The organism is Bacillus sp. DU-106, from assembly GCF_004799705.1.
GTDB lineage: Bacteria > Bacillota > Bacilli > Bacillales > Bacillaceae_G > Bacillus_A > Bacillus_A cereus.
Genome location: NZ_CP026607.1, coordinates 3,892,350 through 3,907,886, shown reverse-complemented (window position 1 = coordinate 3,907,886; position 15,537 = coordinate 3,892,350). Strand labels below are relative to the sequence as shown.

Here is a 15,537-nt window from a genome sequence, read left to right as displayed (position 1 = left end):
AAAGGGTGGCTTCTTTCTTGCACCCTAGTCTCACATGATTAGGGTATTTTTATGCAAAGGTTGTTATAAAAATTCAAAAGTGGTAACATAAAAATCAGAAAGATGAGGGATGACGATGAGCCATTTGTTAACGATGAGTGAATTATCGGAAGTAGAAATTTCAGAAATCCTAAAAGATGCAGAAGATTTTGCGAATGGAAAAGAGAGCAAAACGACAGAGCAAACTTTTGTTGCGAACTTGTTCTTTGAGAATAGTACGAGAACGAGATTTAGCTTTGAAGTTGCTGAGAAGAGATTAGGACTTGATGTTTTAAACTTTTCAGCTGATGCATCTAGCGTACAAAAAGGAGAAACTCTATACGATACGATAAGAACACTAGAATCAATCGGAACAAAAGCAGTGGTCATCCGCCACGAGCAAGATCGCTACTTCGATGAACTAAAAGATCAGGTGAATATTCCAATCTTAAATGCTGGAGATGGATGCGGAAACCACCCAACACAGTGCCTACTGGACCTTCTTACAATTAAACAAGAGTTTGGAAGATTTGAAGGTTTGAAGATTGCAATAGTAGGAGATGTTCGTCATAGCCGAGTAGCACGTTCTAATGCAGAAGCATTAACGAAGCTTGGTGCAACAATTTATTTTGCAAGTCCAGAAGAGTGGAAAGATGAAGACAACACATTTGGAACATACAAACCATTAGATGAACTTGTTCCAGAAGTTGATGTAATGATGTTACTCCGTGTACAACATGAGCGTCATGATCATTATGAAACAGACATTATGAAAGAATATCATGAGAAACACGGATTAACAGTAGAAAGAGAAAAGCGTATGAAAGAAGGAAGCATTATTATGCATCCAGCTCCTGTAAACCGTGATGTTGAAATTGCAAGTGAACTTGTTGAGTGTGAGCGTTCACGTATATTTAAACAAATGGAAAATGGAGTTTACGTAAGAATGGCTGTACTAAAACGCGCCTTACCAAATGTATTAGGAGGAATGAAACATGAATTATTTGTTTAAAAATGGTCGTTATATGAATGAAGAAGGAAAAATCGTAGCAACGGATCTTCTCGTACAAGACGGTAAAATCGCTAAGGTAGCAGAAAATATTACGGCAGATAATGCTGAAGTAATCGATGTGAACGGAAAGTTAATCGCACCTGGATTAGTAGATGTACACGTACATCTTCGTGAACCAGGTGGTGAACATAAAGAAACAATTGAAACAGGTACACTAGCAGCGGCAAAAGGTGGATTCACTACAATTTGCGCAATGCCAAATACACGCCCGGTACCAGATTGCAGAGAACATATGGAAGACTTGCAAAAACGTATTGAAGAAAAAGCTCATGTTAACGTACTACCATACGGAGCAATTACAGTACGTCAAGCTGGTTCTGAAATGACAGATTTCGAAACATTAAAAGAACTTGGAGCATTTGCTTTCACAGATGACGGCGTAGGCGTACAAGATGCGAGCATGATGTTAGCGGCTATGAAACGTGCAGCAAAATTAGATATGGCAGTAGTTGCGCACTGTGAAGAGAATACGCTTATTAATAAAGGTTGTGTACATGAAGGGAAGTTTTCTGAGAAACACGGATTAAACGGTATCCCATCAGTATGTGAATCTGTACATATTGCAAGGGATATACTGCTTGCTGAAGCAGCAGATTGCCACTATCACGTATGTCATGTAAGTACGAAAGGTTCTGTACGTGTAATCCGTGATGCGAAACGCGCTGGAATTAAAGTAACAGCAGAAGTAACACCGCATCACCTAGTGTTATGTGAAGATGATATCCCATCAGCTGATCCTAACTTTAAAATGAACCCACCGCTTCGTGGAAAAGAAGACCATGCAGCATTAATTGAAGGTTTATTAGATGGAACGATCGATATGATCGCAACTGACCATGCACCGCATACAGCGGAAGAGAAAGCACAAGGAATTGAAAGAGCACCGTTTGGAATTACTGGTTTTGAAACAGCATTCCCGCTTCTATACACAAACCTTGTGAAAAAGGGAGTTATTACGCTAGAACAGTTAATTCAATTCTTAACAGAAAAGCCAGCTGATACATTCGGCTTAGAAGCAGGTCGCCTAAAAGAAGGTAGAGAAGCTGATATTACAATCATTGATTTAGAACAAGAAGAAGAGATTGACCCAACAACATTCTTATCAAAAGGAAAAAATACACCATTCGCAGGTTGGAAATGCCAAGGATGGCCGGTAATGACAATCGTTGGTGGTAAGATCGCATGGCAAAAGGAGAGTGCATTAGTATGAAAAGACAACTTATCTTAGAAGATGGAACAGTATTAATTGGAACAGGTTTCGGAGGCGAAATCGAAAAGTCAGGTGAGGTTGTATTTACAACAGGAATGACTGGATATCAAGAAACATTATCTGATCCATCATATTGCGGTCAAATCGTAACATTCACGTACCCATTAATCGGAAACTACGGCATTAACCGTGACGATTTTGAATCCATTCACCCATCTGTAAATGGTTTAATCGTAAACGAAATTTGTGATCACCCATCAAACTTCCGTAATGAAATTTCGTTAAATGATTACTTGAAAGAAAGAAATATCCCAGGATTAGCAGGGATTGATACGAGAAAATTAACGAGAAAAATTCGTCAATACGGTACATTACGTGGACGCCTTTGTAACATGGATGCAGATGTAGAGTACATTGTAAGCCAATTAAAAGCGACAGTATTTACAGATCATGTAAAACGCGTATCAACGAAAGATCCATACCCAAGCCCAGGTCGTGGTCACCGAGTTGTACTAGTAGACTTCGGTATGAAACATGGTATTTTACGAGAATTAAATAAGCGTGACTGTGATGTAATTGTAGTTCCTTACAACACAACAGCGGAAGAAATTTTACGCCTTAGCCCAGATGGAATTATGTTAAGTAATGGACCTGGAGATCCGAAAGATGTACCAGAAGCAATTGAAATGTTAAAAGACATTATCGGTAAAGTTCCTTTATTCGGAATTTGCCTAGGACATCAATTGTTCGCTCTAGCATCAGGTGCAAATACAAGTAAGTTGAAATTTGGTCACCGTGGTTTAAACCATCCAGTAAAAAATCTTGCAACTGGAAAAGTAGCAATTACATCTCAAAACCACGGATACGCAGTAGAAGAAGAATCAGTTGAAAATACAGATCTTGAAATTACACATGTTGCTTTAAACGATGGAACGGTAGAAGGTCTTCGTCATAAGAAGTTCCCGGCATTTACAGTACAATACCATCCAGAAGCTTCAGCGGGACCAGAAGATGCAAATGATTTATTCGAAGATTTCTTAACAATGATTGAAAACTTCAAGAAAGAAGGGGAAGAGTTATGCCAAAACGCCTAGACATTAACACAATTTTAGTAATCGGATCAGGACCAATTGTAATTGGGCAAGCAGCGGAGTTTGACTACTCTGGTACACAAGCTTGTCAATCTCTTAAAGAGGAAGGTTACAAAGTAATCCTTGTTAACTCTAACCCAGCAACAATTATGACGGATACTGCAACAGCAGATAAAGTATACATCGAGCCATTAACATTAGAATTCGTAAGCCGTATTATTCGTAAAGAACGTCCTGATGCAATCCTACCAACATTAGGTGGTCAAACAGGTTTAAACATGGCTGTTGAACTTGCAAAATCAGGCGTACTTGACGAGTGCGGAGTTGAAATTTTAGGAACAAAATTATCAGCAATCGAGCAAGCGGAAGATCGTGATTTATTCCGTACATTAATGCAAGATTTAAATGAACCAACACCACCAAGTGAAATTATTCATAACCTTGATGAAGCATATGGATTTGTAAACGAAATTGGTTACCCAGTAATCGTTCGACCAGCGTTCACATTAGGAGGAACGGGCGGCGGAATTTGTCATAACGAAGAAGAGCTAATTGAAATCGTAACAAGTGGTTTAAAACATAGCCCAGTAACACAATGTTTATTAGAGAAAAGTATTGCTGGCTGTAAAGAAATTGAATACGAAGTAATGCGTGATTCAAATGATAACGCGATTGTAGTGTGTAACATGGAAAATATCGATCCAGTTGGTGTTCATACAGGTGATTCAATCGTTGTAGCACCGAGCCAAACGCTAAGCGACCGTGAATACCAAATGTTACGTAACACGTCATTACGAATTATTCGTGCACTAGGAATTGAAGGTGGATGTAACGTTCAGCTTGCACTAGATCCATATAGCTTCCAATACTATGTAATCGAAGTAAATCCACGTGTAAGTCGTTCATCTGCACTAGCATCTAAAGCAACTGGATATCCAATTGCGAAATTAGCAGCAAAAATTGCAGTCGGCTTAACGTTAGATGAAATCGTAAACCCAGTAACACAAAAAACTTACGCTTGCTTCGAGCCAGCGTTAGACTATGTTGTTTCAAAAATTCCACGTTGGCCGTTTGATAAGTTTGAATCAGCGAACAGAACGCTTGGAACACAAATGAAAGCAACTGGTGAAGTTATGTCAATCGGACGTAACTTAGAAGAATCATTACTAAAAGCAGTTCGTTCTTTAGAGCTTGGCATTTATCACTTAGAATTAGACCACTTAAAAGAACTTGATAAAGAAACGATGAAAAAACGTATCATTAAAGCGGATGATGAACGACTGTTTATTGTAGCAGAAGCAATTCGCCAAGGTGTAACGAAAGAAGAAATCAATGAATGGTGTGAAATGGACTTCTTCTTCTTACAAAAAGTTGAAAACATCGTAAATATGGAACGTGAAGTAAAAGCGAATGTAGGAAATATGGAAGTACTACAAACTGCAAAAGAAATGGGCTTCAGCGATCACTACATTGCAGCAGCTTGGAACAAAACGGAGCGCGAAATTTACGATATGCGTAAAGAAAATAATATGATGCCAGTATTCAAAATGGTAGATACTTGTGCGGCAGAGTTTGAATCTGCAACGCCATATTACTACAGCACATATGCGGACGAAAATGAATCGATTGTAACAGATCGTAAGAGTGTAGTAGTTCTAGGATCTGGTCCGATCCGTATTGGTCAAGGTGTTGAGTTTGATTACGCAACAGTTCACTCAGTATGGGCAATTAAAGAAGCTGGATATGAAGCAATTATCATTAACAACAACCCAGAAACAGTTTCAACAGACTTCAGTATTTCTGACAAATTATACTTTGAACCATTAACGATTGAAGATGTAATGCATATTATCGATTTAGAAAAACCAGAAGGTGTTATCGTTCAGTTCGGTGGACAAACGGCAATTAACTTAGCAGCGAAACTAGAAGAACACGGTGTGAAAATTTTAGGAACATCACTTGAAGACTTAGACCGTGCAGAAGATCGTGATAAATTCGAAGCTGCTTTAACAAAACTTGGCATCCCGCAACCAGTTGGTAAAACAGCAACGACTGTAGAACAAGCGGTAGCAATCGCAGAAGAAATTGGTTACCCAGTATTAGTAAGACCATCTTACGTACTAGGTGGACGTGCGATGGAAATCGTATATCGTCAAGAAGAACTACTGCACTACATGAAAAATGCAGTTAAAGTTCATGCAGATCACCCAGTATTAATCGACCGTTACATGGTTGGTAAAGAAATTGAAGTAGATGCAATTTCTGATGGTGAGAATGTATTCATTCCAGGTATTATGGAACATATTGAACGCGCTGGAGTTCACTCTGGTGACTCAATTGGAGTATATCCACCACAAAGTTTATCTGAAAAACTAAAAGAACAAATCATTGAACATACAATTGCACTTGGAAAAGGATTAAACATTGTTGGATTACTAAATATCCAGTTTGTAGTATTCAAAGATCAAGTGTACGTAATTGAAGTAAATCCACGTGCAAGCCGTACAGTACCGTTCTTAAGTAAAATTACAGGCGTACCGATGGCGAATGTTGCAACGAAAGTTATTTTAGGGCAAGACCTAGTAGAGCAAGGATACGGAACTGGCTATCACCCAGAAGAGAAAGAAGTATATGTAAAAGCTCCGGTATTCTCATTCGCGAAACTACGCTCAGTTGATACAACATTAGGACCTGAAATGAAATCAACAGGGGAAGTAATGGGTAAAGACTTAACGCTTGAAAAAGCATTATATAAAGGATTAGTTGCTTCTGGAATTAACATCCCAACGCACGGCTCAGTAATCATTACTGTAGCGGATAAAGATAAAGAAGAGGCGATGGAAATTGCAAAACGTTTCCACGAAATCGGCTATAACTTATTAGCAACAGCTGGAACAGCACAATCATTAGAAGAGCAAAATATCCCAGTACAAGTTGTAAACAAAATTGATTCTGAAGACTACAACTTACTAGATATTATCCGTCAAGGAAAAGCACAGTTTGTAATTAACACATTAACAAAAGGTAAACAACCAGCGCGTGATGGTTTCCGCATTCGCCGTGAATCAGTAGAAAATGGTGTGGCTTGCTTAACATCACTTGATACAACAAGAGCAATCTTACGAGTATTAGAATCTATGACATTCTCAGCTCATTCAATGAAAGAAATTACGCAAACAAAGCGTCACGAGGTGGTACATGCATGATGCAAAAGCAAAATATGATCGTCGTTAACCAAAAAGAAATCGCAAAAAATATTTACGAATTAGTGCTTCAAGGAACGTTAGTACAGCAAATGAACGAACCAGGGCAGTTTGTACACATTAAGGTAGCAGAGGGCATTGCGCCCCTTCTGCGCCGCCCAATTAGTATTTGTAATGTAGATCAAGAGAAGAACGAATTTACAATGCTATATCGTGCCGAAGGACAAGGGACAAAAACATTAGCAACTAGAAAACAAGGTGAAATGGTAGATGTACTAGGACCATTAGGACACGGTTTTCCTGTAGAAGAAGCAGAAGCTGGTCAAACAGCTTTACTAGTAGGTGGGGGAATTGGTGTACCACCACTTTATGAATTATCACAGCGCCTCGTTGCAAAAGGTGTACGTGTTATTCACATCTTAGGCTTTCAAACGAAAGATGTAGTTTTCTATGAAGAAAAATTTGCAGAACTTGGTGATACGTACGTTGCGACAGTAGACGGTACACACGGTACAAAAGGATTTGTCACAGATGTAATTGATAATTACGGAATTGACTTTGATATTCTTTATTCATGTGGTCCGCTAGCGATGCTTCGTGCACTAGAAGGACGTTACAAAGAGAAAAAAGCCTATATTTCATTAGAAGAACGTATGGGCTGTGGTATTGGAGCTTGTTTCGCATGTGTATGCCACTTACAAGAAGATCCAAGTGGACATTCTTACAAGAAGGTGTGTAGCGACGGACCAGTATTTCCAATCGGGGAGGTTGTACTATGAACAGATTGCAAGTTGAATTACCAGGATTATCATTAAAAAATCCAATTATACCGGCATCTGGATGCTTTGGGTTTGGTCGTGAATATGCACAGTTTTACGATTTAAGTGTACTAGGATCAATCATGATTAAAGCGACGACAGAACAACCACGTTATGGAAATCCAACGCCTCGTGTTGCTGAAACACCAGGGGGCATGCTAAATGCAATCGGACTTCAAAACCCGGGATTAGACAAAGTAATGAATTCGGAATTACCATGGTTAGAACAATTTGACCTTCCAATTATTGCAAACGTTGCAGGCTCACAAGCTGAGGATTACGTAGCGGTTGCGAAGGAAATTTCTAAAGCGCCTAATGTCCATGCACTAGAATTAAACATTTCTTGTCCGAACGTAAAAACAGGTGGTATCGCCTTTGGTACAAATCCTGAAATTGCTGCTGATTTAACGAAGCGAGTAAAAGAGGTTTCTGAAGTACCTGTATACGTGAAATTGTCACCGAACGTGGCAAACATAGTAGAAATTGCAAAAGCGATTGAAAATGCAGGTGCAGATGGTTTAACGATGATTAATACATTGCTTGGTATGCGTCTAGATTTAAAAACAGCTAAACCAATTTTAGCAAACCGTACAGGCGGATTATCAGGTCCTGCGATTAAGCCAGTAGCAATTCGCATGGTACATGAAGTAAGCCAAGCGGTTAACATTCCAATTATCGGAATGGGTGGTATTGAAACAGCTGAAGATGTAATTGAATTCTTCTATGCTGGCGCAAGCGCAGTTGCAGTAGGTACAGCGAACTTTATCGATCCGTTCGTATGTCCGACAATTATTGAAGAGTTACCAGCATTATTAGATGAATTAGGATTTGATCACATTTCGGAATGTCAAGGAAGGAGCTGGAAGCAAACATGTCACAGTCGTTAATCGTTGCACTAGATTTTCCAGGGAAACAAGAAGTAGAACAATTCTTACACCACTTTGAAGGGGAAGAGTTATTTGTCAAAGTAGGTATGGAGTTATTTTACAAAGAAGGCCCTGCGATTATTACGTACTTAAAAGAAAAGGGACATAAGATCTTCTTAGATTTAAAACTTCATGATATTCCGAATACAGTAAAAAGCGCTATGCGTAGCCTAGCTAGTCTAGATGTTGATATGGTAAATGTTCATGCTGCTGGGGGAAGCAGCATGATGAAAGCTGCGATTGAGGGATTAGAGGAAGGTAAGCAAGAAGGAAAAGAGAGACCGATTTGTATTGCAGTTACACAACTAACAAGCACTTCGGAAGCTATGATGAAAAAAGAGATCGGCATTGAGAAAACGTTAGAAGAAGCGGTTGCTCATTATGCAAAATTAACGAAAGAAAGTGGACTTGATGGCGTTGTTTGTTCAACACTTGAAGTTCCAAAATTACGTGAAGTATGCGGAAATGAATTTGTAACAGTAACACCGGGGATTCGTCTTGCAAGCGATGATGTAAATGACCAAGTGCGCGTAGCAACACCGAAACGTGCGAGGGAACTTGGCTCAAGCTACATCGTAGTTGGACGTAGTATTACAAAAGCAGAAAATCCGCTTGAAGCGTATAAAACAGTAAAACAACAGTGGGAAGGTGTAACAGTATGAAAAAAGAAATCGCATCGCATTTATTAGAAATTGGAGCAGTATTTTTACAACCGAATGATCCATTCACTTGGTCTTCAGGTATGAAATCACCAATTTATTGTGATAACCGTTTAACTTTATCTTATCCAAAAGTACGTCAAGCGATTGCAGCTGGATTAGAAGAGTTAATTAAAGAGCACTTCCCAACTGTAGAAATTATTGCAGGAACAGCAACTGCTGGTATTGCGCACGCTGCATGGGTAAGCGATCGTATGGATTTACCAATGTGCTACGTACGTAGTAAAGCAAAAGGTCACGGTAAAGGGAACCAAATCGAAGGAAAAGCTGAAAAAGGTCAAAAAGTCGTAGTAGTAGAAGACTTAATTTCAACTGGCGGTAGTGCAATTACATGTGTAGAAGCACTTCGCGAAGCTGGATGTGAAGTATTAGGAATCGTATCAATCTTCACATATGAGTTAGAAGCAGGAAAAGAAAAACTAGAAGCAGCTAACGTAGCATCATATTCTTTAAGTGATTACAGTGCATTAACTGAAGTTGCAGCAGAAAAAGGTATGATTGGACAAGCTGAAACGAAAAAATTACAAGAGTGGCGTAAAAATCCAGCAAACGAAGCTTGGATCACAGCGTAACACGAAAAAAACGACTGCGGGGGAACGCGGTCGTTTTTTTATATTATTGTTAAAAATTCAAGTAAAGTTCCATCAATATCAAAGAAAATCATATTACAATCTCCTTAACTACTTAGTGCTTTCTGCAAGCTTATATCTTTTTACAAACAATAGAGTCACATAAGAAACAATAAATGAGAAAATGCTATACATGCCGACCCAAAAGAAAAATTTTGGAGTAAAGGCGATAACACCTATTATTAAAAAACTAGCAAACGTTACAATCGGCATTACGTAATACGTTTTCGTTTTGCGTGTTCCAATAACAGATACGATAAAGATAAATAATGGACAAATTAATAAGACGAAAATCAATTCATTCATAGGTATGTCCCCTTTTCTAATTGCAGTAATCTGTTTCTCGTAAACGTTTTGAAATAATTACTCTCCTAATATAATTTCGCTGAGTAATAACGTATCCCTCTTGAAAACTGATAATTCATGATGAATTTTACAAGCAAAAAACGTAAGCAAGAGAACACTTGCTTACGTTATAGGATAAACATCGCAACGATCGTGGTGACAATTAAACCGATAACAACCGGTAAAAAGTTTCGGCGTGCAAGTTCAAATGGATCGACTTTACAAATCGCAGCAGCAGGAATAAGTGCCCAAGGAATTAACGTCCCGCCCCCGGTCCATATAGCTGCAATTTGCCCGAGTGCTGTTAATGTAGCTGTTCCATGGCCAAGTGCTGTTCCAAAAAGATTGGCAATGGAACCAGCAAGTGATATACCTGAAAAACCTGATCCATCTAAGCCGGTAATGACACCCACGATGGTTAATGTCCCTGCCGATACATATTGATTTAAAGGAACAGTTTGAGATAAAGCGATGCCTAAGTCGTTAATGATTCCGTGTGAACCTTTCGGTAAATAGTCTCCGATAATTTTCACAAAGCCACTATCTCCTAAATAAAAGAGTGCAGCGATAGGAATAACTGGTCCGAAAATTTTAAAGCCAAATTGGAGCCCTTCTATGAAATAATCGGTTGTTTTATTCAGTCCATTACCTTTGTAGGCGATGAGAGAAATGATGATAATCATAATAACAGTTGTTCCGCCGATAAGTGCAGTTGCGTCGCTTCCTTGTAGTTTAAATTGAATCATGCAAAGGATATCAATGATATATACGATAGGGATACAAATAGCGAGCCATTTCTTTGTGCGAGGAGATAATGAAGTGAGCGTTTTAGAAGACTCAGTTGATAGAATAGATTCTTGTATAGCTAAGCCTGTATGAAACTCTTTTCGTAAGAAGAAAAAAGCGACGGAAGTTGTCACAACGCCCATAACGATAACGAGTGGAACACTTGCAGATACGACGCTGGAAACAGGGAGACCAGCCGCGTCTGCAGTTAATTTCGGTGCACCTTGAATAACGAAGTCTCCAGATAAGGCGATGCCGTGTCCAAATAAGTTCATAGCAATTGCAACCCCAATTGGAGGAAGGCCGACACGTACAGCAACCGGTAATAAAATAGCTCCCATTAAGGCGACAGCTGGAGAAGGCCAAAAGAAGAAAGAAATGGTCATCATTAAAAGGCCGATAATCCAGTAGGCGAGTGTAGGTGTACGAATCATTTTTGTAAATGGTGAAATCATCGTATCATTTATGCCAGTATGAACGAGTAAATTGCTCATTGATACGATAATGGAGATGATTAATATAGTTGGTAATAGCTCAGTAATGGCGTAAATGAAACTTTGAAAAATCCCGCTAATGGCAAGAGGGATAGAACTTGTTGCAGTTAATGCTAATAAAAAGATAAAAACGATACAAATGATAGTCGTATCTTTCCGGAGAATAAAAAAGGTAATAATAGTGAGTAAACAAATAATGTAGAGAGCGTGTAATAGCGTTAATTCAACTCCCATAACATTCACATCCTTTAGGCATTCGTGTAGTTTATTGTATGAAAGCAGTGAAAGTATGTGAGTATAGGAAAAAGAAAAAAGTAAAATTTCATGTACTGTAATGATGAGAACGATAAATGGATGTTACAATACAGTTAATCCTAAAAAATGAATAAAAGAAAGTGCCACCTTATCTGGTGGCACTTTCTTATTTTACTGCATGAGCTTTTTGCATCTTCCTAATTAAGCGAATTTGTCCGCGATGATTGATTTCATCTTCAAATACGTGAAACCATTTAAAGTAGTTGTTAGCTGGTTTGTCATACCAAAAGTCTGTCGTTTTAAATAGCCATTCATCAGATAAAGATTGAAATGTTTCAATTGTTTTAGAGCGTACTTCTTGTAATGTATTAATGTAAAATTCTAAAGAGTTTCCTTTTATTTTTTCTCGTCCAAGATTCCCTAACTCAATAGCTGGCAACCAATGTTCTAATTCAGCTTCCGTCGGTTCACGATCCTCAAAGGTATGGATTTGGTAGTAAAATTCAATAGCAGCCATGTGATATAACAGCATGCCAATTGAATTGGCTTCTTTATCATATAAATAATCAAGTTCTTCAATTGTTAAACTTTCCACTGCTTGCATTGTTGTATAACGAGCGTAATTCATCATGGAAACAAGTTTTGAAAACTCAACTTGTAAACCATCTATTTTATCAATTACAAAATTCAATTTAAATTCCCCCTCTTTAAATGGACACTCCAGAGAAGGAATTCTATGTGTAGAAAAAAACTCCTTTTAAAAAGGCCATGATTTTAACAAGGGATTACAATTAGTTCTCTATTTGATTTTGTAATAACTTCATATCCGTCTTTTGTAATGACGATATCATCTTCAATTCTACAACCGCCCCAGTTCGGTATGTAAATGCCCGGTTCAACTGTAACAACCATACCTTCTTTTAATGTAGCTTTACTTTCTTGGGATAAGCGAAGAGGTTCATGTATTTCTAAGCCAAGACCATGACCAGTAGAATGACCAAAATATTGACCATATCCACAATCTGTAATGTAGTTTCTTGTTACATCATCGATACTTTTCGCAGTTTCTCCAGGCTTAATCGCTTCAGTCCCACGTTTTAACGCTTCTCGTACAACATTGTATATTTTTTTGAATTCTTCCGATGGTTCCCCTATTGCTACGGTACGTGTTATATCGGAACAATATCCGTCGTAAAGTGCACCAAAGTCTAATGTAACGATGTCGCCTCGTTCAATTATTTTATTTGATGCAACTCCATGTGGAAGAGAAGAACGAACACCAGAAGCTACAATAATTTGAAATGATGAAGATGTAGCACCTTTTTTTCGCATGAAAAATTCTAATTCATCTCGTACAGCATTTTCACTTATTCCTGGTTTTAGAAACGTAAGAATGTGATGAAATGCTTCGTCCGCGATATTAGCTGCAATTTTCATTGTTTCTATTTCAGGCGTGTCTTTAATGATACGAATATTTTCGATAATTTCGCACACTTGAATCATTTCCGCCTGTACGTATTTTTGCAAGTTTTTATATTGTTGCAATGTCATGTTGTTTTCTTCAATTCCAAGTTTTTGAATGTTTAATTTCGATACTTGATGTGCAATTTCTTTTTCTAAATTTCCTTTATGCATAATAATTTCAGCATCTTTTATTTGTGATTTCGCTTGATCTACATAGCGGAAATCAGTGATGAAAACAGCTTGATCGGCAGAGAGTAAGACGACGCCAGCACTACCTGTAAAGCCTGTTGCATATTGGCGGTTTTCTTTTTTTGTAATAAGTAACCCCTCAATTTCATAGTTTTGTAGTTGATTTTGGATTTTATTAATTTTTAAAGTCATGTTAATTCCTCCTATTTATAGTATTGAATAAAGCAAATAGCGTGCCAAAATGTATATTTGAAGAAAGGATAGTAGGGACAACATATATTTTAGGGGAGATAAAAAAATAGCCCGTAATTTGTGGGAGACGGTTTGTTCATAAAATCTAGATTGCTTCAATGAATAGCAGGGGGATGGGGAAAAATGATTGGAGTTACACTTGTACTTTATTTACATGCTGTAAAAAATTTTATACAAATGTGAAATGATACTGTCAATTTTTTTGACAATATTGAATGGATATAGCAACGAAATTGAAAACATATAAAAAATGCGCTGCATACAAGCAACGCATTTTTTTATTTATGCTTTTAATTTCATTACAATATCAGCATCTGGTGTTACATATACGGTTTGCTGATTGTCGTACGTAACAAAACCAAGTTTTGCACCACTCGGTTTTTTGACATGGCGTATTTTGGTGAAATCAACAGGTACAGAGCTAGACTCTTTCGCTTTACTGTAATAGGCAGCAATTTTGGCGGCTTCTAGTAAAGTTTCTTCAGCAGGCTCTAAAGAACGAATGACAACGTGAGAGCCAGGTATATCTTTCGTATGTAACCAAATTTCATCACGGCGGGCAAACTTCGTTGTTAAATAATCATTTTGTTTATTGTTTTTACCAACGAAAATCTCTGTGCCATCACTTGCTACATATTTATCTAATACTGGTTTAGTATGCTTTTTCTTTGCGTTTTTCGTTTTGCGATTGCGCACATAACCTTCTTCAGCTAATTCCTCACGAATTTCTTCAATGTCTTTTGAAGAAGCAGCTTCCATTTGTTGAAGTAAGCTATCAAAATAAAGAATTTCTTCATTTGTTTTTTCGATTTGTTCTTCTACAACAGCAACCGAATTTTTTGCTTTTTGATACTTTTGGAAATAGCGTTGTGCATTTTCAGATGGTGTTTTTAAAGGATCTAATGTGATTTTTACAGTTCCACCATCCTCATCGTAATAATTAACGACCTCAATATCTTTATCGCCCTTTTTTAAAGCGTACATATTGGCTGTAAGTAGCTCTCCAAATAGTTGATATTTATCTGCTTTTCCAGCATCTTGCAGTGTTTTTTCGAGTTTAATGAGTTTTTTCTCGTTTTTATTTTTTTCGTTTTGCATAAAGCGTTCTAAATCATGAGCTTGTTGTTTTACACGATCACGTTCTGCTTTGCCAAAGAAGAAACGATCTAACAATTCGCTCACTGATGAGAATGTTTTTTCTTCTCCTTGCAAGTGTGTAAGAGGGAAAAGATAAAAGAATTCTTTTCCATTTGCAGTAATCATTGTAGGTGTATATGCATGAGATAGTAATGGTGTTTGTATAGAGAAAAATGCTTCTGATAATGCTTTCTCGTTTACCATACCGGCTTTCTTTACTACTTCTTTTGCAAATAATGGGGATATTCCCATGAAAGCACCGACGAGTTGTTTATCCATATTTCCAGATAGAAAGTCTAGCGGTCTAATAAAATCATCTGCGGTTTCAATTTGCAGAGGATTGATTTTATGTTGGGCTGGTGGCGCGACGTACTCAGCACCAGCATATACAGTTCGGTGACGGTTTACGGCTAATGAAACGTGTTTTAAGCTATCTAAAATCACGTTTGTTTTCGTATCTAATAAGATAATGTTACTATGTCGTCCCATTATTTCAATTACTAATGTTTTTAATGATTCGTCTCCGATTTCATTACGACTGCGAACTGTAATTTGAATAATGCGTTCTAAGTCGATTTGTTCAATTTTTTCAATAAATCCACCTTCTAAATGTTTGCGAAGAAGCATACAGAACATCGGCGGTATTGCTGGCGAATCGTAGTTTTGATTCGTTAAGTGCATACGCGCATATGTAGGATGAGATGAAAGAATTAGTTTTTGGTTCTTTCCATTCGCTCGAATATGTAATAAAATCTCGTATTTTGAAGGTTGATATATTTTGGAAATTCTTCCTGTGTAAAGAGAATTTTCAATTTCATGTGTAATCGCTCTTGTAAATAATCCATCGAATGCCATAAATGAACACTCCTTTCTAACTAAATGTTAATTATAGCATTTTTTTGGACGAGGCTGAATAAGCTTTCAATAGA

Annotated in this window: 13 protein-coding genes; 8 read left to right on the top strand and 5 right to left on the bottom strand. The window is 37.7% G+C overall.

Annotated features, from left to right (window positions below; translation table 11 throughout):
* The first annotated feature begins 115 nt into the window (after positions 1-115).
* The 8 genes from pyrB to pyrE are packed head-to-tail and all read left to right on the top strand — an operon-like array spanning position 116 to position 9,629.
* Positions 116-1,030, top strand: coding sequence for an aspartate carbamoyltransferase (pyrB, locus tag C3Y97_RS19645; RefSeq protein ID WP_000018849.1), 915 nt, complete (start codon positions 116-118; stop codon positions 1,028-1,030).
* Positions 1,014-2,300, top strand: coding sequence for a dihydroorotase (gene pyrC, locus C3Y97_RS19640; RefSeq protein WP_001108368.1), 1,287 nt, complete (start codon positions 1,014-1,016; stop codon positions 2,298-2,300). Before pyrB ends, pyrC begins: the two co-directional genes overlap by 17 nt.
* On the top strand, positions 2,297-3,394 hold the full coding sequence (locus tag C3Y97_RS19635; protein WP_000828680.1) for a carbamoyl phosphate synthase small subunit: 1,098 nt from the start codon (positions 2,297-2,299) through the stop codon (positions 3,392-3,394). The genes pyrC and C3Y97_RS19635 overlap by 4 nt, the downstream gene beginning before the upstream one ends.
* Positions 3,379-6,597 (top strand): carbamoyl-phosphate synthase large subunit, encoded by a 3,219-nt coding sequence (carB, locus tag C3Y97_RS19630; RefSeq protein WP_001126101.1) that lies wholly within the window; start codon positions 3,379-3,381, stop codon positions 6,595-6,597. The genes C3Y97_RS19635 and carB overlap by 16 nt, the downstream gene beginning before the upstream one ends.
* Positions 6,594-7,373: a dihydroorotate oxidase B electron transfer subunit gene (gene pyrK / locus C3Y97_RS19625; protein WP_000983359.1), complete on the top strand. Its 780-nt coding sequence runs from the start codon at positions 6,594-6,596 to the stop codon at positions 7,371-7,373. Before carB ends, pyrK begins: the two co-directional genes overlap by 4 nt.
* On the top strand, positions 7,370-8,299 hold the full coding sequence (gene pyrD / locus C3Y97_RS19620) for a dihydroorotate oxidase B catalytic subunit (RefSeq protein WP_001081049.1): 930 nt from the start codon (positions 7,370-7,372) through the stop codon (positions 8,297-8,299). The genes pyrK and pyrD overlap by 4 nt, the downstream gene beginning before the upstream one ends.
* On the top strand, positions 8,284-9,000 hold the full coding sequence (pyrF, locus tag C3Y97_RS19615; protein ID WP_000083510.1) for an orotidine-5'-phosphate decarboxylase: 717 nt from the start codon (positions 8,284-8,286) through the stop codon (positions 8,998-9,000). The genes pyrD and pyrF overlap by 16 nt, the downstream gene beginning before the upstream one ends.
* Positions 8,997-9,629 (top strand): orotate phosphoribosyltransferase, encoded by a 633-nt coding sequence (gene pyrE / locus C3Y97_RS19610; RefSeq protein WP_000711440.1) that lies wholly within the window; start codon positions 8,997-8,999, stop codon positions 9,627-9,629. The genes pyrF and pyrE overlap by 4 nt, the downstream gene beginning before the upstream one ends.
* Before the next feature lie 108 nt (positions 9,630-9,737).
* Here pyrE and C3Y97_RS19605 read toward each other — a convergent pair whose 3' ends face one another.
* The 5 genes from C3Y97_RS19605 to C3Y97_RS19580 form a co-directional block, all read right to left on the bottom strand.
* Positions 9,738-9,992, bottom strand: a complete 255-nt coding sequence (locus tag C3Y97_RS19605) for a YbeF family protein (protein ID WP_001003919.1) — start codon at positions 9,990-9,992, stop codon at positions 9,738-9,740.
* Between the two features lie 167 nt (positions 9,993-10,159).
* On the bottom strand, positions 10,160-11,545 hold the full coding sequence (locus tag C3Y97_RS19600; RefSeq protein ID WP_000537875.1) for a membrane protein: 1,386 nt from the start codon (positions 11,543-11,545) through the stop codon (positions 10,160-10,162).
* Positions 11,546-11,732: 187 nt separating this feature from the next.
* Positions 11,733-12,257 carry a DinB family protein gene (locus C3Y97_RS19590; RefSeq protein WP_121868060.1) on the bottom strand — a complete coding sequence of 175 codons (525 nt, stop codon included), beginning with the start codon at positions 12,255-12,257 and terminating at the stop codon, positions 11,733-11,735.
* Positions 12,258-12,340: 83 nt separating this feature from the next.
* Positions 12,341-13,411, bottom strand: a complete 1,071-nt coding sequence (locus tag C3Y97_RS19585; protein WP_000172817.1) for a M24 family metallopeptidase — start codon at positions 13,409-13,411, stop codon at positions 12,341-12,343.
* 342 nt (positions 13,412-13,753) lie between these two features.
* Positions 13,754-15,463 carry an Rqc2 family fibronectin-binding protein gene (locus C3Y97_RS19580; RefSeq protein WP_071741400.1) on the bottom strand — a complete coding sequence of 570 codons (1,710 nt, stop codon included), beginning with the start codon at positions 15,461-15,463 and terminating at the stop codon, positions 13,754-13,756.
* Positions 15,464-15,537: the final 74 nt, after the last annotated feature.